We start from the raw sequence: 17,413 nt of genomic DNA on the forward strand, positions 1-17,413 counted from the left end.
TCCAAATAAATATAATTATTCCATTACTCTGCTTTAATCTTTTCAAACAATTCTTTTGCCCAATCATTCTTTTTAAATATTTCGTTATATAAAGGTTTTGAGGCCTCTTCCATATCTGTTACAAAACTTTCACTAGGTTTGGTAAACTTGATTCCATGTTCTTCTAAAAACTTTTTATCTTCTTCATAACTATCCTCTAATAGCTCAAATTCATATGCTGCCGCTTCCTTTGATGCCCTTTCAATAATATCTTGTTGTTCTGCTGAAAGTCGCTCCCAGAATTTATGGTTAATCACATAAATATTAGGACTAAACATATGTTTAGATTCAAGTACGTCACTTTGAACTTCATACCAACCAGAGGATCTCAAAGTAGCAATAGGATTTTCTTGAGCATCGACTACATGTTGTTCAAGTGCTGAAAATACTTCAGAAATAGGTAATGGACTAACGTTTGTCCCAAGAGAATCACCAAGCTTAATATAGTTTGGGATGTTTGGCATTCTTAGTCTGAGACCTTTGAAATCTTTCAAACTCTGAATTGGTTGATTACTAGAAAACATTCTAAACCCATTTGCACTCCATGCTAGTGGCTTTACACCATGTTTAGACTCTAAATCTTCAGTTAGTTCTTCGCCAATAGGGCCGTTAAGGACTGTCTTTACATGGTCAAAGTCTTTAAACAGAAACGGCCATTCCGGAACTCCCATTTTGGGAATATCTGCTTGCATGATCAGTCCTGGAACACCCATTTCTATTGTGCCATTTCTCACCCCGTCATAAAATTCTTGTTCGGCACCTAGCGTACTATTCGCATAAATTTGAACTTTAAGTTGTCCATCACTTTCCTCTTCAACGATCTTTTTAAATTTTTCTTTTAAAGCGATATTTTGAGGATGATTTTCAGCAAAATAGTGAGCTACTTTAATCGTTTTCGTTTCATTTCCAGTTCCACTGGTTTTTTCACCCTCGTTTCCACAGCCTGTAAGAAGTAATGACGCTGCAATTGTCACACTTGAAGCAAGTCCAAACACTTTTCCTTTTTTCATTTAAATCCTCCTCTTTGTTTTTTGTAAACGCTGTCATTATATCCTTCCGTTATCTCAACATTAAGCAATGTTGAATATCCACTAGTTAGTTGTTTTATAATATAAAACATCGTTTTGAAATTTAAACTTAAATTTATTATATATCGTTTCTCATCATTGTCAAAACATTTTTAGAATTTTTAAATAATTGCAAAAACAGATTTTAGATGTTGTCAGCTTTTTTCATCTTTTTTAGCCTTATTATGTCAACTAATACTTACAGTAGCTAGATTTTATGTATTGTATTTATTGATATTCTATGAGTCATTTCTATTGTGACCATACTGCTCCAACTAGTGATGAACCTTCAATTTAAGATGTTACCAGGAAGAATAACCATTTACTTGCCACTCAGTTATAATTTTCAGTAATTAATTAAACATTATTTCCAAAAAAAAGCATCGACGAGACAGGTACTATGTCTTCACTTTAGGTTTATTTTCCGACTCTCTTCCGTTTTCTCTATCATTACACTCTTCTGTTTTCTTTTTAGCATTTTCTTTAATAGGAATGAAAAGATTAACGTAAACGCAACACCCTTAATAATGGAAGTATAACCGTAAACGAGCAAACCAAGTGATAAAACAATAAGATTAATAATTCTTATGGTTACTGCTATATCTATCTTTTTATTTTTATAATTTAAAATTAGCGCTATTACATCAAAGCCAACAGTAGATGCATTAGCTGTTATACATAAATAGTAGCCTATTGCGATCAAAATCGATGAAATGAGAATCACTATTACGATATTTATATCTATACTTATATTCAATGAATAAAAAAGATTAAAAAACAGCATGTAACAAATGCTACTTACTATCGATTTAAAGAAGTATTCTTTTCCCAGGAAAATTAAACAGATGATTAATAAAAGCCCTGTTACAAAATTAGCAAGCATAGCAATGTTATACCCAGATAACGCATTTATTAGTAAGGCAGAACTCGTCACACCACCATTAATAATTTCATTTGGTACGATTAAGTAAGCATAGGCAAAAGTCATCGAAATATTTCCTACAATAATTTTAATAATATCCCTCATTAAATTGGCCACCTTTCTGTTCAAACAAATAGCATCAAAATAAGTAATTTGAAGTTTTGTCTTCTTAATTTCTATAACTGAGAACTGGTGGATACGCACAATTCAACTGTAATTGTATATATTCCGGTTCGTTCAAGTTACTTTTAATCTTAGGCATTTCAATGGCCCAGAAATGAATTAAATGGTTAAAATGAGATGATATTGTGTCAACTCGGTAATCTTATTGTCGATCTTCTTCAGCTCGTTTATAACTGATATATGAAATAAGTATTTAAGCTTTGATCTTCATTATTGATTTCTTCTGTATGTCTTTAGGATTACATTGGTACGATTTCACTCGAAAGAAGTATGTAGAATCTTAAGGATGGAAGGTTCGAATAAGGGCAACAATCGTTTTCATGTTTACAACTTTCTGTTCAGTTTTCTAAATATCGAAGTAAACTACGGATTCTAGAGCAATTCTAAGTGGATAGGAGATCAATTGAGGTCATTTTTCATTTTATAAAGTTATATATATAAGTTGTGAACATCATTTACATTAATATTAATTGTAGCCTGTAAAATTTTTCTTTATTACAAGTAAAAAAGAATAAACATACTTGGGGCTATAGGATCTGATCAAACTTAAGGATTTAGTAAGCAAATAATCCAAGCCTTCCTACGAACATAGAAAGACTTGGATTATTTAATGTGGTCTGTAATACATGAACTTGTTTGACACTTGAAAAGATCGTTAGTTGTTTTTCCGAGACATTTTCATATTAAATGAGTACATATCCGATCGAAATAACCCTTTATAGTATTCCACCATGTTTCCATCAGAGTCAAAAATCATACGTTCTGTTATTAACAAGCACATTGTATCGGTTACACCTAAATGGTCCGCATCTTCCTTTGATGGAAAGCCGCATGTAATGATTTGTTCCGCTTCGCAAAAGTCAATGTTGAGTTCACCTTCGAGAGCATCGTATAAAACAGTCGTACTTAAATCAAATTCTGCTATTTTTTGTCCAAGCTCGATAGGGTAATAATGCAATTCAATCGCAATTGGTATATCATCCTGTAATCTTAATCTCTTAATATAGTAAGACTCATCCTCAAATCCATGTGCATCTGCTATATTTTCAGGAGTGGATACAGGTCCATGATTTAGTAATTTTATCCCCATTTTTTTGGTAGTCTCAGTAAAACTAATCATTTTAAGCCATTCTTGTACAGGTTTAAGAGATACAAAAGTTCCCTTTCCATGCCTTTTTTCTAATATTCCCTCGCGAACTAAAATAGAAACCGCTTCTCTTACAGTGCTCCTGCTAACAGAATACATATCCATAAGTTCTCTTTCACTCGGGATTTTGTCCTTATAATACCCTTGTAAAATTTGATCCTCTAAAATATTTTTTAATTGAGCATGTAATGGAATTGGATTATTAAAGTCTAACTCCATAAAAATTCCTCCAAACAAAAAACATAGTGATGTTCGTATCAGTTCCATTAGTATAAGCGAAATTTTAATAATATTCAAACAGACTGTTTTTTCAATTCCTAATCAACTAGGGTAAACATCCGTCTCTATTTCCCTTCATTTACATACAATGGAAAACGGTTCTAAAAAATTGATAACAGCAACCACTTTATAGCCAACTACTATTACATTCAGATTGGTTAATAAAGAGCCAGACCACATCTCTCTTCTTGAAACATAATGTATGTGTCTTATGCAAGATTTACAATCATCCTTTGAGTTAATAAGAAGCAATAAAGATGCTACTGCCTAGGTTTTCATTTTTCACTCTTTAGATAATGAAGAACGTGATGACAGAAAGGAGCAAAGAGGTAATGGTTACGGCCACAAGAGGACGCATAGCTTTTGTACGAAGTGCCTGGAAACTAACATTAAGACCTAGGCCAATCATCGCCATCGTCAAAATAAATGTACTAGTAGTAGATACACCTTCCATAACAATCTGGGACACGGGAATATACGTCCCTAGTATATAACTTCCTATTAAACTCATAATAATAAAGCCTATGAGGAACCATGGAAAATCGACTTTCGCTTCTAGACCCGATTTGTCCGAGGAGCGTCTCTTCATCCAAAACATAAATATAAAACATAATGGGATTAGTAAGAAGACGCGTCCTAATTTTGCAAGTAGAGCAATGGCAAGAGCATTCTCACCCGCAGGAGCCCCTGCCAATGCGACATGAGCAATTTCATGTAGGCTGACTCCTGACCATATACCGTAATCCATAGCAGACATTGGAAGGATCGGCCGTAACAAAGTGTAAACAATAGAAAAAAGGGTGCCGATTAAAGCGATGATCCCAACCCCTATGGCAGTGTCTTCTTCTTTTGCTTTCACAATAGGAGATATCGCCGCGATGGCAGCTGCACCGCACACCCCAGTTCCTACTGCAAGAAGAAGGGAAATCGAAGCGTCAGCTTTTAACCATTTCGCTAGCAGAACCATTACTATAATAGCAAAAACCACTGTTCCTATATCACGAACCAACAAAGGCAAGCCCTGATTAAAAATTACGTCAATGTTTAATTTCAAACCATATAAAATGATAGCAAATCGAAGGAGTTTTTTAGCTGAAAATTCAATACCGCGACGGAATTTCTCTGGATATCCAGCAATTTGCCGATACATGATCGCAATAATTATTGAACATGCTAGCGGACCTATCCGATCAAACCCAGTAATTTTCGACAATCCTAAACCTAAAAGAGCGATAAAAAATGTAAAAGCAATGCCGCTTATCCACATTAGTAAACTCGATTTCTTTTGTTGACCAGGTAAGTTGGAATATTCGATTTCCGTCCCCTCATTCATTTCCTCACGATGCTTATATTTTTCTAATTCCATTTGCCTTTCTTCCCCCTCTCTACCGCTGTATTAACATTTGCTTTACCATCTTATAATAAAAATACGGGCATGATTTCCGAAATATCCAGACGAATCATACCCATGTTATTTTAAGTGTGAAATAGATTATTTAAATGAGTGATTCAAGCTTATTTTGTTAACAAAATTCATGCAAAACAGCTTTTACAGTTTCTATGACAAAGCGTAAATCTTCAACTGTAGAAGAAAGTGGAGGTGCAATGATTAATACATTCCCAAACCCAGGAACAGTATCACCGTTCCGGCCAATAATCAGTCCTTTTTCTTTACAAGCCCCTATAACCCTTCCCATAAACTCGTCAGAAACAGGTGCTTTTGATTTTTTATCCTCTACTAATTCAATTCCATATAAGAACCCAATCCCGCGCACTTCTCCTACTTTATTAAGAGCAGTTAACTCAAAGAGTTCACTCAAAGTGGATTTACTAAGTTCTGATACCCGTTTGACAATCTCTTCGTTTTCTATTATTTCAATATTTTTGAGGGCAACAGCACAGGATGCTGGATGACCTCCGTACGTAGAAACATGTCTAAAATGGTTTGATTTTCCATTCTCCTTGAATTTCTCATAAATCTTAGAGTTCACAGCTGTTGCTCCCAAAGGGAGGTAGCCGCTTGTTAAACCTTTCGCCATTGTGACAATATCAGGTTGAACCCCTTCTGAGTGCATAAATCCAAACATCTTACCAGTCCTTCCAAAACCTGAAACCACTTCATCTACAATTAAAAGAACATCGTGCTTCTTACAAATTTCTGCTACTCTTTTCAAGTATTCCTTGGAAGGGATAAGTACTCCCCCTCCAGAAATGAATGGTTCAAGAATCACGCCAGCTACCGTTTCAGAACCTTCAAAATTAATAACCTGGTCTATATACTCTGCTGCTAACAAGTCAGAATTCTCAACATTTTCTCCAAATGGGCTTCGATAACTATAAGGTGGTGGCACATGGAGAAAGCCCGGAACGGCTGGATCGTACTTTACTCTTCGATTTGCCTGAGCGGTTGCGCTTAATGCAGCAAATGTATTTCCGTGATAGGCTCGATATCTGGATATAAATTTATATTTTCCCGGGTTGCCATTTTGAGAATGGTATTGCCGAGCAATCTTAAAAGCCGTTTCATTAGCTTCCGAGCCACTGTTTGCAAAAAAGGTCGTATAGGATCCTTTTAGAAGTTCACTTATTTTATAAGATAGTTCAATAGCAGGTTTATGGCTTAAGGTAAGTGGGAAATATGATAAATTCATCATTTGTTCATAAGCTGCTTGAGCAATTTCCTTTCGACCATGCCCTAGATTCAAGCACCATAATCCTGATACTCCATCCAAATATTTATCACCTTTTGTATCGGTAAACCAAGAGCCTTTGCCTTCCGCAGCAATCATAGGAGTTGCCTTTTCGCTATACCGATGCATCGCATGCCATAAATGATCTTTATCCATTTGTACGAGGTCCTTCGTTTCAGTTTCTACCTTCAATATAGAGCCCTCCTCAAAAATTTATTACTATACAAAATAAATAAGGGGTTAAAGCACCACCATTTACCATGAGAATTAATCATAGAGTACGCTACACTCACTTAATTCCCAATGGTGGCGCTGCTAAGCCGAATTTCAAGGTACATTCTAAATGTTAAAAAGTATATCTACCAAGAAGAATAGCTGTATTAGTAAGCCGTGAAGTCCCGTCCCCTTGTCCTTCATACGGAAATCATTTAGTTTCTATGTCGTAACAGGATCCTTGGAAATAGCAGAGTCAAGAGAATGATAATTGTGACCATGAGCAATGGCCACAGCTTCATATGTTACCTTTCCATGGACAACATTAATCCCTTTAGCTAAAGGCTTATTATCAAGGGCAGCCTGCCTGTATCCTTTCGTTGCAATTTCTACCCCATAAGGCACAGTTGCATTCGTTAAAGCGATTGTAGAAGTACGTGATACAGCCCCTGGCATGTTAGCAACTGCATAATGAACAACACCATGCTTTACATATGTTGGGCTTTTATGTGTCGTAATTCGATCAATAGTTTCGATCGAGCCACCTTGATCAACGGCTACATCAACAATAACAGAACCTTTCTGCATGTCTTTTACCATTTCTTCAGTTACTAAACGTGGAGCACGAGCTCCAGGAATTAGAACCGCACCTATTAGTAAATCTGCCTTTTTCACCGCTTGGGCAATGCTTAAGCTGTTGGACACCAATGTTTTTAACCTGCCTTGAAATTGGTCATCCAATTGACGGAGACGATTTGCATTAATATCGATCAAGGTAACACTTGCACCTAATCCAAGTGCCATTTTAGCTGCATTCGTTCCGACAATTCCGCCGCCAATAATCACGACTTCAGCAGGGGATACACCTGGGACACCACCAATTAAAACTCCTTTTCCACCCTTTGGTTTTTCTAAAAATTGGGCGCCAATCTGAATGGACATACGTCCCGCTACTTCACTCATCGGCGTCAATAATGGTAGGGATCCATTTTCTAATTGAATAGTTTCATAAGCAATTGCTACTACATTATTATCTATTAGGGCTTGAGTTAACTCTGGTTCTGCCGCTAAATGGAGATAGGTATAGAGAATTAATCCATCTCGAAAAAATTTATATTCAGCTGGAAGGGGTTCTTTTACTTTAATGACCATATCAGCTAACCAGGATTGCTCTGCAGATTCTACGATTTTAGCTCCTGATTGGAGATATTCTTCATCTGTAAATCCACTGTTTAATCCAGCACCTTTTTCAATCCAAATCTCATGTCCACTATTTCTGAATGTCGTTACACCTGCAGGGGTCATACCTACGCGATTCTCACTATCTTTAATTTCTTTTGGAACACCTATAATCATCTCTATCACTCATTTCAATTTTATTAGATGATAAAGTGAAACTTCAATCAGTGGAGGTTTTTCCCACTGATTGTTAGTTGAACCAATCGGGCTTTTACGGGCAGTTGTCTCCACCTGCTCTTCTTGATTCCTACTCCTCCAAGCCCTTGAGGGGGGGATCTTACTGCCCGTTTATGAGGGATAAATTTTGGTATTTTCTTTCTTACATTACCAGGTGAATCAACCATTTTTCACAATGTCTGATTGTCTAATATAGACTCGATAACTCATGTATTAAGGTATCGAGCCTACATTTTTAGTTAGATCTTCTCTTTACCATTATTTATCCCAATTTTTATGATCCAAATGAGAGTATTTAGCTAATAATCGAGTAGGCATCTTTAACGCATCTTTCCTAAACGGAGGCGCTAATTGTGTTCCATCAACTTGAATATCAATGACTGTTGGTTTGTTTGATTTTATAGCTGCTTCTATAACTGGACCTAATTCTTCGGGGGTTTCCACTCTAATTCCAACCGCACCCATAGAACGGGCAACTTCAGCAAAATCAGGGTTTTGGATATCGGCCCCGACAAAACGGTTATTATAAAAATCGACCTGGTTCTTCTTCTCTGCACACCATGCATTATTATTAAAGACGCAAGCAATGACAGGAATATTTTCTTCAACTGCTGTACTTACTTCATGTAAACTCATGCCCCATGCTCCATCTCCAACGATAGCGATAACAGGAGCATTTGGCTCTGCTAATTTGGCACCAAGAGCGGATGGATATGCAAAACCAGTGTTCCCAAAAGTAAGTGCAGCGATATGCCTACGGCTTCGATTGAATTTTAAGTAAGCGTTTGCAGTAGATGATACATTACCTATGTCAGTTGTAACGATCGCGTTCTCAGGCAATACTTTTGTTAATTCTAACAGCGCACGACGGGGATTAATTGGTGTGCCATCTATCATAGCAAGATCTACTAGTTCTTGTTCCCATTTTTGTTTTTCATTTGTAATTTCTCCCAAACGCAGATTTTCTTGTTTAGGGTTAGGTTTAATATCTTTTAACCGCTTCATAATTTCTCGACTAGCTTCGCGGGCATCCCCAATAATCCCAACTTCCACTGGGTGAGTTCTGGCAATTTGTCTTGGATTTATATCAATTTGAATGATTTGTGCGTCTTTAGGGAAATAATCAATGTCATAACACGGTAATGTGCCAAATACGGATAATCTTGTGCCTACTGCTAAAATAACATCCGCTTTCTTTAAAGTATTCATAGCAGCTTTTGATCCCATATATCCAATTGGCCCGACCGCTAAAGGATGATCAGCTGGAAATGCATCATTATGCATATATGATACAGCCACAGGAGCTGTTAAATGTTCAGCGATGTCTCTAATTTCTTCAATACCGTCGGAATCAACTGTGCCTCTACCGGAAATAATGACAGGATACTCAGCGTTAGCTAAGATTTCCGCTGCTCGATCTAAGGATTCAGATGAACCACATCCTCGTGAATCGACTCGATATTGATGAGGCTTAAGAATCTGATCTTCCACTTCACCATAGAAATAATCACGTGGAATATCGAATAATACAGGACCTCTTTCCGCATAAGCAATTCTAAAAGCGGTTCGTAAACAATCTGCTACTCGGCCAGGATGAGTCACTCTCACTGTTTCTTTAGTAATTGCTTTAAAAACGGAAACTTGATCACATTCTTGAAATCCATCCCATCCGACAGTAGGTGTTCCCGCAGAAGGAGATATTACGACCATAGGAGTATGTGCTTGATTGGCTGCTGCTACCGAAGTCACCATATTGGTCATTCCAGGCCCATTTTGTCCGATCACAACTCCGGCAACGCCCGAAACCCGGCAATAGGCATCTTCCATATGCGCGGCACTTTGTTCATGACGAACTCCAATAAAACGAATACCAGCTGTTGGCAATAAATCAAGCATATCCATAAAAGCGGAACCTAAAATTCCAGATATATGTTTGACCCCTTCTGCGACTAACGTCTCAACAATTGCTTCACTTGGTGTCATTTTTACTTTCGTTCCTCTTAACGTTTTTGTTTCGGCCATTGTACATTCTCCTAACTTGATTTATTTCTGATAATGACGTTGGAACGTCCGTACCAGTTATATTTTTTATATTACAATCCCTTCCTAAAAAAGTCAATGAAATAATTTGAATATTTATATTATTAAGTAAATTATAATATCCAATAACCTGGAAACTAAGCTTTTCTTGAATTTATTTCTGATTTTATATTATTTTGATTTCGGGTCACTTTAACTTTATTCTTACCGATCCACCAGACTGAAATTGCACTTACTACACCGGCAAATAGAACATATAAAGTGAGCAAGACAGGAGAGCCATTATTATAACCCAACAAAGCAGTAGCAATGATTGGTGTTAGTCCACTTGCAAAAATTCCTGAAAATTGATAAACAAAAGACATTCCAGTATACCTAACCGGCGCATCAAATAACTCTGCAAATAATGCAGCTTCAGGACCATAGATGGAAGCATAAAAAATTCCAAAAGGGATGATGATTGACAACCAGATCAAAAGAATGTTACCCTCACTGTTCGACATTATCCAAAAAGCAGGAAGCGCTGAAAACCCTGTTACTAGACTACCAATCAAATAGGTACGAGTCCTTCCGACACGGTCAGATACATGACCGAAGAGAGGAATGAAAAAGCACATAACAAACGCTGCTGCGGAAACGCCAAGTAAAGCATCTGTGCGTGACAAATCAAGGGAACTTGTTAAATAGGTGATAGAAAACACACCCATAACATTAAAGAAAACACCGTCTATAAAACGTGCGCCCATTCCAGCTAGGACATTACCGGTATTATTTTTCCACATGTCCTTTATAGGCATATTTGATTCTTTATTTCGTTCTTTAATATTTTGAAACTCCGGTGATTCCGAAACATTTAGACGAATCCATAAACCTAGGAATATCAATATGGCACTTAGTCCGAATGCAATACGCCATCCCCATGTCATGAACTGGCTATCAGATAACGTAGAAGAAAGAAGTCCTACTATACCTGATGAAAGTAAAAGACCCATCGACAGCCCAATTTGTGGAATACTTGCATATAAACCTCTTTTTTTATGGGGAGCATGCTCAAAGGTCATTAATACAGCCCCACCCCATTCACCACCAAGCCCAATCCCTTGTAAGATACGCAAAAAAAGCAAACAGATAGGAGCCCAAATGCCAATTTGGTTATAAGTAGGAATTACAGCAATTAATACCGTACTTCCTCCCATAATACTTAAGGTCATTATCAACATGCTTTTTCGACCAATTTTGTCGCCGAAATGTCCAAATATAATGCCACCTATTGGACGAGCCACAAATCCTACCGCGAAGGTGATATAGGCTAACAAGGTAGATACAATCGGGTCCTCTGCAGGAAAGTATAGTTTATTAAATACAATTCCAGCTACTACACCGTATAAAAAGAAATCATACCATTCTATCGTAGAGCCAATGAGACTAGCTCCTACCGCACGTGAGAGCATATTTCCTTTTACTTTTTTCAATATTTCCCCTCCCCGATATCGTGATTTAATCAAATAAGAGATTCGAATTTCAAACATAAATGATTAATATACTTGTAGGAGATACCAAATGTAATTTTTATTTATCTTAAGAAGGAGTAGGCCAACCAAGTGTTTGACCTCCCTATCTAGAAATATAACGTTTATTTAACTGTTTCTAATATCCATTTTGGCATATTTGGGAATTACTTCAGCTTCCCCCTTCACTAGTATACAAGTTTCTCCCTTTTGAGTTTCATTTAGGTCATACTTGACAGGGCTACATTTAATTATTTTAGTGGGGTAAGATCGAGCAATTTCATAAAAGCGGTACCTAAAATCTAAAAATCCATAACTTAGATTGATGCCCTCTACATACAAAACCTGTTTTCCAGGCAGGATTAATCCTGTAGCACGGTACATCCACCTAATCCCAATGGTGGTGGTGTGGAGCTGGATTTCGGATGCTTTTCCGATAAAAAAGGATACCTGCTAAGTAGATTAGGGCTATTAGTAAGTCGCGGACCCCCGTCCCCATGTCCTTCATACAAAATTTCAACAATTGCTTCACTTCGTTGATGTCATTATTAACTTTGTATTATAATTGTAGTATCATTCGTTTAATTCTCCTTCTAGTGAAAGCTTTTGGGATTCGTTTATTTATTAATAATTTCTGGTTCAGTTTGCGAATCCGTTTTAGAAAGTTTTTCAGCCAATAAGTAATAAATCACCTGAATGTCATGTTCAGTTGGAACTTTCCTATTTGTCGCTATACCATTTCCTGATAACGTATCGGTAACCAAAGTTGGCATTTCAACAATCAACTGTTGGGAATCCATATATTTAAGTCCATCACGCCATATTCCAAACTGTTCATTATAATCTTCAAGGGTTCTAATTACGTATAATGCCTTATCATTTTCCCCTAATGAAGGGTTTGCGCCTAAAGCCATTGCTATTTCTGCCAACTGATCCCTGCAGGAATCTAGACTGAATCTCATGACAAAAGGCATTAGTAAGGCTACGCTTAGCCCATGAGGGATGTGAAAACGAGCGCCTAACGCTCTTCCAGTTGCATGCGCTAAATTTGTGGAAGCATTCGAAAAAGCGATACCTGCATAACAACTGGCCAATATCATATCTCTTCTTGATTCAATATCAGCGCCATTTTCATAAACTTTAGGGAGTGCATTACCTATTTTGTTAATCGCCTCAAGGGAAAATAGATTGGTCATTATTGAGGCTTTGTTCGATAGAAATCCTTCAATAGCATGGGACAAAGCATCAAGCCCTGTGTAGACCGTAAAACTGGGTGGAAGACTTAAAGTTAATTCTGGATCTAAAATTGCCACATCTGGGACAAGGTTCGGATGACTAGGATTCATTTTTATATTTGTGTCAAGATTGGTAATCACCATAACTTTTGTCACTTCTGAACCAGTTCCTGATGTTGTAGGTACGGCAAATAGTGGCAGTCGATCCAACCTTTGATATTGCGTTATGGTATCCCATTCCATATCCTTATTTTCACCAAAAACAGACAATGCTTTTGCCAAGTCAATAGCACTTCCACCCCCTATCCCAATGACACAGTCACCCTGAAAGGCATTTAGTTGAATTAGGGCATCTTCCACATTTTTTGTTGTCGGTTCTCCTGAAAAGTCTGTGAACACCTTACTTTCCAAACCGCTATTCATCAAGATCTGTTTTACTTTTTGATGAAGGTTTATAGGAGATTTAGCTAAGAAAGAATCCATAAGAATAAATATTTTACTACCACCTTTTGAAGCTACGATTTTATCCAAATGATTAATGGCACCATTTTCAATCAAAATATTCCGTGGCAAATCAAGTACAGCCATTGTACTCCCCCATTTCTAATTTTTTTTGAATGAAAATCACTTCGTTTTTTATCCATCTCAAAAGTATAGGTTTTATATCACTATAGATTTACTTATGCAAGAACCACACAAAAGATTGAATACAAAATGTTGCAATTATATTTTCACTCAACTTTCGCACATAACAACCCTAATGAGCCCTTGATACAACTTGGTAGAGACTTAAAGTTGTCGATCCTATTTTAAGAGTATGGCTCCACACTTATGAAATTCGTACACCCTCAAATGATTGGCTAAAAAATTACTTTTTTCATTCCCGTTTTTATTTTATAAAACAGACCTATGGCATGATGTGATTTTTTGTTGTGATGAAGTAGTGTTTCTGAAGGAGTTAGTTCAATGTAGTTGGGTGAATGGCAAACGTGTAGACTTCTTAATTAGATTTTGATAGTGTAATATTCCAGTTAGAACTTCTCAGAATTTGGAGGACTAGTAACAATATTTAATTCTTTCTCTATATATTTCTCTTTTTTTCGTCGAATGAAAAAGTAAGAACAAATAACGATAAAACTAAATAGCATTGTGAAAATAAACTGCGGACGTTGTGAGTCAATAAAAGCCATTAATGTTAATACCGATACCATACCGATGATGGTTGCATACGTTAAATACGGAAATAACCACATTTTAATTTTGAAAACACCAGGATTCTCTTTTTCCATTTTTCTTCTTAATCGTAGATGAGAAATCGCAATGGCTAAATAGACAAGAATTCCAACTCCACCAGAAGAATTTACTAAAAAGAAAAATATTTTGTCAGGAGAGGTATAACTAAAAATCGTGCTGATAAAGGCAAATATCGTACTCGCTATTACAGCAAAAACAGGGACGCCTTTTTTACTCACCTTTGAAATCAGCTTGGGCGCATCACCCTTTTGGGCAAGAGAATAAAGCATCCGAGAGCTCGTGTAAAGTCCTGAATTCAAGCAAGAAAGCAACGCTGTCAGTACCACTATATTCATGATAAGAGCAGCAAAGGGGATTCCTAGTATTTCAAGAACAGCAACAAATGGACTTTTTAGCAAGGATGCTGAATTCCACGGTAAAATAGTCACAACTATAGCAATTGAGCCGATATAAAAAATGAGAATCCGCCAAACTACACTATTTAAAGCGCCTCTTACTGACTTCACTGGATCACTTGTCTCCCCAGCTGCAATAGCGGGGATCTCGACTCCCACAAAAGCATGAAAAACAATCGCTATACCAACAAGAACTGAACCTATCCCATTAGGAATAAAACCACCGGTGTTTATAAGATTAGTTGTACCAGGTGACTCTAAAGTTGGAATGATCCCTAGAATTACTGCTACTCCTAGGCATAAAAAGACAATAATACTGCCTATTTTAATAATAGAAAACCAATACTCAAATTCACCAAATGACTTAACGGAAAAAATATTTGTAAGTGTTAATAGAATAATTAATGTGAGGCTTATTAACCAAACTGGAACTAAAGGTAGCCACTCATGTATGATTGCTGCTCCAGCAGTTGCTTCAAGTGCAATTACAATTACCCAAAAAAACCAATATAACCAACCTGTAGCAAAGCCTGCCCACTCACCAATCCCTTCCCTTGCATATACAGCAAAAGATCCCGTATTTGGGTTTACTGTAGCCATCTCCCCAAGCATCCTCATTACTAAAACAACAATTAAGCCTGCAAATACGTAAGACAAAATAGCTCCGGGACCAGTTTGGCTAATGATAATACCACTTCCTACGAATAAACCAGCACCAATGACTCCACTCAAAGATATCATTGTTAAATGTCTTTGTTTAAGACCAGGTTTTAATTCTTCCTGTTGATGTTCCAAACTTCCACCAACTTTCAGTATTTTTTTGGAATTACCAATAAGTAAGCGTTTACATTAGGTGGGCACTTAAGCTAAGAACACATTACACAAATAATTAATCTGATTTTTTCCATACCTATAGATCCATAATTATTTCAAATAATCATTAAATTCTTATCGCCATTAAACTAAATATTCAATCAATATTTCCAGCGTACAAATGATAGATAGTGTTCATTTTATTTCTTTGAATGAGTTGAATCGATTTTCAAGCCCTTATGTTGTCCTATTTTTTCCTCCTCCATTGAGTTTATTTTGAACATCTGAGCAAAACTAACATCCTGACGTACTGACGTTAGTACCACTTTCTAAGTATAATACACTTTCATTTTTTCAAAGTCAATAATATTTTTAGAATATTTAGGTAATTTCAAGATTTTAGTGTGACAAATTTCTATCAACTTCTAGCCACAATTATTTCTCTGGCTGGTCCAATTTTATTTTGGTAAAACTAAAACTTGTAGTTTATATACGGAAGCCACTTCCTATCTCTCTAATTTATATAGATCGGATATTCCATTCATTTTCTTTATCGGACTTTACAAATGATGGTGCTAGTAGACTTGTAGTAAAGGCTAGATTAATAAAAAGGGGTTGTCCATCTTAATGAATTAATAAATACACTTGCTTTCAAAAAAAGACCCGATAAACGAGTCTTTTCATAAAATATTAAACTTCATCACAATATTGATCAAAGTAGCCTTGTAGCTTATTCACGACAGACATTGGATCATGCCCTTCAATTTCATGACGTTCTACCATTGTAAGGAGTTCTCCATCTTTCAATAGAGCAAAGGAAGGAGATGAAGGTGGATATCCTTCAAAATAATCACGTGCTTTTTCCGTTGCTGCTTTATCTTGTCCGGCGAAAACGGTAACTAGTTGGTCTGGGCGTTTATCAAAGTGAACCGAATGAGCAGCTGCCGGTCTCGCAATTCCGCCAGCACATCCACAAACTGAGTTAACCATCACCAATGTCGTACCCTTTTTGGCAAACGCCTCTTCCACCTCTTCAGGTGTCTTCAATTCTGTATATCCAGCAGCCTTTATTTCAGTTCGCGCTTGGCTGACAACATCATTCATAAAAAAGTTAAAATCCATGCTCATGTTTCATTCCCCTTCCATTATTCAACTACTCTTCCATCATATCAAGTGCACGGTAGTGTTTCAATCTTTTTACCTACTCAAACCAAAAGACAAGCATGAAATGGAAAAGCAAAAATTAGAGAAGGTCTTTTACCTATGGTAAGTGTTCAAATGTATACGAGACTTCAATCAGTGTGGGATTCTTCATCACCTTGCTGTTGTTAGTCCCGTTCTACTATCGCTAAGATCTTCGCTTCGATCATTTGACAGTAAGAAACCGATTGGTTCATATAAACCTCTACTCACGCATCAATAAGTTTCAGTAGATCTCACCAATTGGTTTCATACGCTCCTACCATTTATGCTTGTTCATTTCCTCTAAGCCTTGAGTGTTAATGCAGCATAATAAAGTGGTTTCAAACTGTTTCAAACGGGGAAACATATAAGTAATCTAGACCCACTCCCTATTCCCTGTTTGGATAGCAGAACTTCTGCTATCCGTTTTTTTTGAAAGATGAGATTATCTTAATAAAAAGGATTGATACTCAGTATGAACTACTTTTGTTTCCGTTTTATCATCAGCGGCGATAACTTGGCTTGTTTTTATTTGTTGATTCCCATAAAACAACAGTCGAAGCTGATCATTCATTAATGTTTATTACCATTCCTTCACTTGTGACCTCCCTTCTTTCCTGAAATACGCTGAATCATATTCCACAATTCTGGAATCTCCCTCCATCAAGTATGGAAACGCACATACCAAAGGTCGTAATAAAAACATTCTCTTAAATTTGTACTGTGTTTCTTCATATATATAAGTAAAGAAAGTTGCCCTCTTCGATAATATCAAAAAAAACTTAATGCTCTAACAAATCTAACTTAAGAAATGATTAAGTTTGTCTAAGTTTCATAACTGAATTACACAGTCCTAATATTTCCACCAACATCCCTACGTTTATTCAAAATTGATCTATTTCAATTAATTTAGTCTTTACTCTTTTATAGTCATTTCCAATCCCCAAAAACGCAGGAATAGACCCTATTTTATGAATAATTACACTCTAATATTTTAAGAATCATAAGTTGTGATCCGCTGTAAGATAAA

12 protein-coding genes are annotated in these 17,413 nt (G+C 36.6%); all 12 read right to left on the reverse strand.

From position 1 onward, the window contains the following. Positions 1-23: 23 nt before the first annotated feature. The 12 genes from V179_RS0112140 to V179_RS32060 all read right to left on the reverse strand — a co-directional run bounded on the left by V179_RS0112140 (position 24) and on the right by V179_RS32060 (position 16,957). Positions 24-1,049, reverse strand: a complete 1,026-nt coding sequence (locus V179_RS0112140) for a TRAP transporter substrate-binding protein (protein ID WP_028391690.1) — start codon at positions 1,047-1,049, stop codon at positions 24-26. A gap of 463 nt (positions 1,050-1,512) precedes the next feature. After that, positions 1,513-2,133: a YitT family protein gene (locus tag V179_RS27840; RefSeq protein WP_034301090.1), complete on the reverse strand. Its 621-nt coding sequence runs from the start codon at positions 2,131-2,133 to the stop codon at positions 1,513-1,515. 733 nt (positions 2,134-2,866) lie between these two features. After that, on the reverse strand, positions 2,867-3,577 hold the full coding sequence (locus tag V179_RS0112150) for a GntR family transcriptional regulator (protein ID WP_028391691.1): 711 nt from the start codon (positions 3,575-3,577) through the stop codon (positions 2,867-2,869). 349 nt (positions 3,578-3,926) lie between these two features. Then, on the reverse strand, positions 3,927-4,904 hold the full coding sequence (locus V179_RS0112155) for a YeiH family protein (protein ID WP_235179109.1): 978 nt from the start codon (positions 4,902-4,904) through the stop codon (positions 3,927-3,929). Between the two features lie 256 nt (positions 4,905-5,160). Continuing rightward, positions 5,161-6,519 (reverse strand): aminotransferase, encoded by a 1,359-nt coding sequence (locus V179_RS0112160; RefSeq protein WP_028391693.1) that lies wholly within the window; start codon positions 6,517-6,519, stop codon positions 5,161-5,163. 243 nt (positions 6,520-6,762) lie between these two features. Continuing rightward, on the reverse strand, positions 6,763-7,896 hold the full coding sequence (gene ald / locus V179_RS0112165; protein WP_028391694.1) for an alanine dehydrogenase: 1,134 nt from the start codon (positions 7,894-7,896) through the stop codon (positions 6,763-6,765). Between the two features lie 318 nt (positions 7,897-8,214). Then, positions 8,215-9,978: a sulfoacetaldehyde acetyltransferase gene (xsc, locus tag V179_RS0112170; RefSeq protein WP_028391695.1), complete on the reverse strand. Its 1,764-nt coding sequence runs from the start codon at positions 9,976-9,978 to the stop codon at positions 8,215-8,217. 155 nt (positions 9,979-10,133) lie between these two features. Beyond that, positions 10,134-11,468 carry an MFS transporter gene (locus tag V179_RS0112175; protein ID WP_235179032.1) on the reverse strand — a complete coding sequence of 445 codons (1,335 nt, stop codon included), beginning with the start codon at positions 11,466-11,468 and terminating at the stop codon, positions 10,134-10,136. Between the two features lie 653 nt (positions 11,469-12,121). Next, positions 12,122-13,327, reverse strand: a complete 1,206-nt coding sequence (locus V179_RS27845) for an iron-containing alcohol dehydrogenase (RefSeq protein WP_051404940.1) — start codon at positions 13,325-13,327, stop codon at positions 12,122-12,124. A 443-nt stretch (positions 13,328-13,770) separates the two neighbouring features. Beyond that, positions 13,771-15,183: an amino acid permease gene (locus tag V179_RS0112190; protein ID WP_028391698.1), complete on the reverse strand. Its 1,413-nt coding sequence runs from the start codon at positions 15,181-15,183 to the stop codon at positions 13,771-13,773. A gap of 708 nt (positions 15,184-15,891) precedes the next feature. Beyond that, the gene (locus V179_RS0112195) at positions 15,892-16,329 is read right to left on the reverse strand and encodes a BrxA/BrxB family bacilliredoxin (RefSeq protein ID WP_028391699.1); all 438 of its coding nucleotides are present in this window, start codon (positions 16,327-16,329) and stop codon (positions 15,892-15,894) included. 499 nt (positions 16,330-16,828) lie between these two features. After that, the gene (locus tag V179_RS32060; protein ID WP_268745194.1) at positions 16,829-16,957 is read right to left on the reverse strand and encodes a hypothetical protein; all 129 of its coding nucleotides are present in this window, start codon (positions 16,955-16,957) and stop codon (positions 16,829-16,831) included. Positions 16,958-17,413: the final 456 nt, after the last annotated feature.

This window comes from Bacillus cihuensis, from assembly GCF_000504145.1.
Classification (GTDB): Bacteria; Bacillota; Bacilli; order Bacillales; family DSM-1321; genus Peribacillus; species Peribacillus huizhouensis.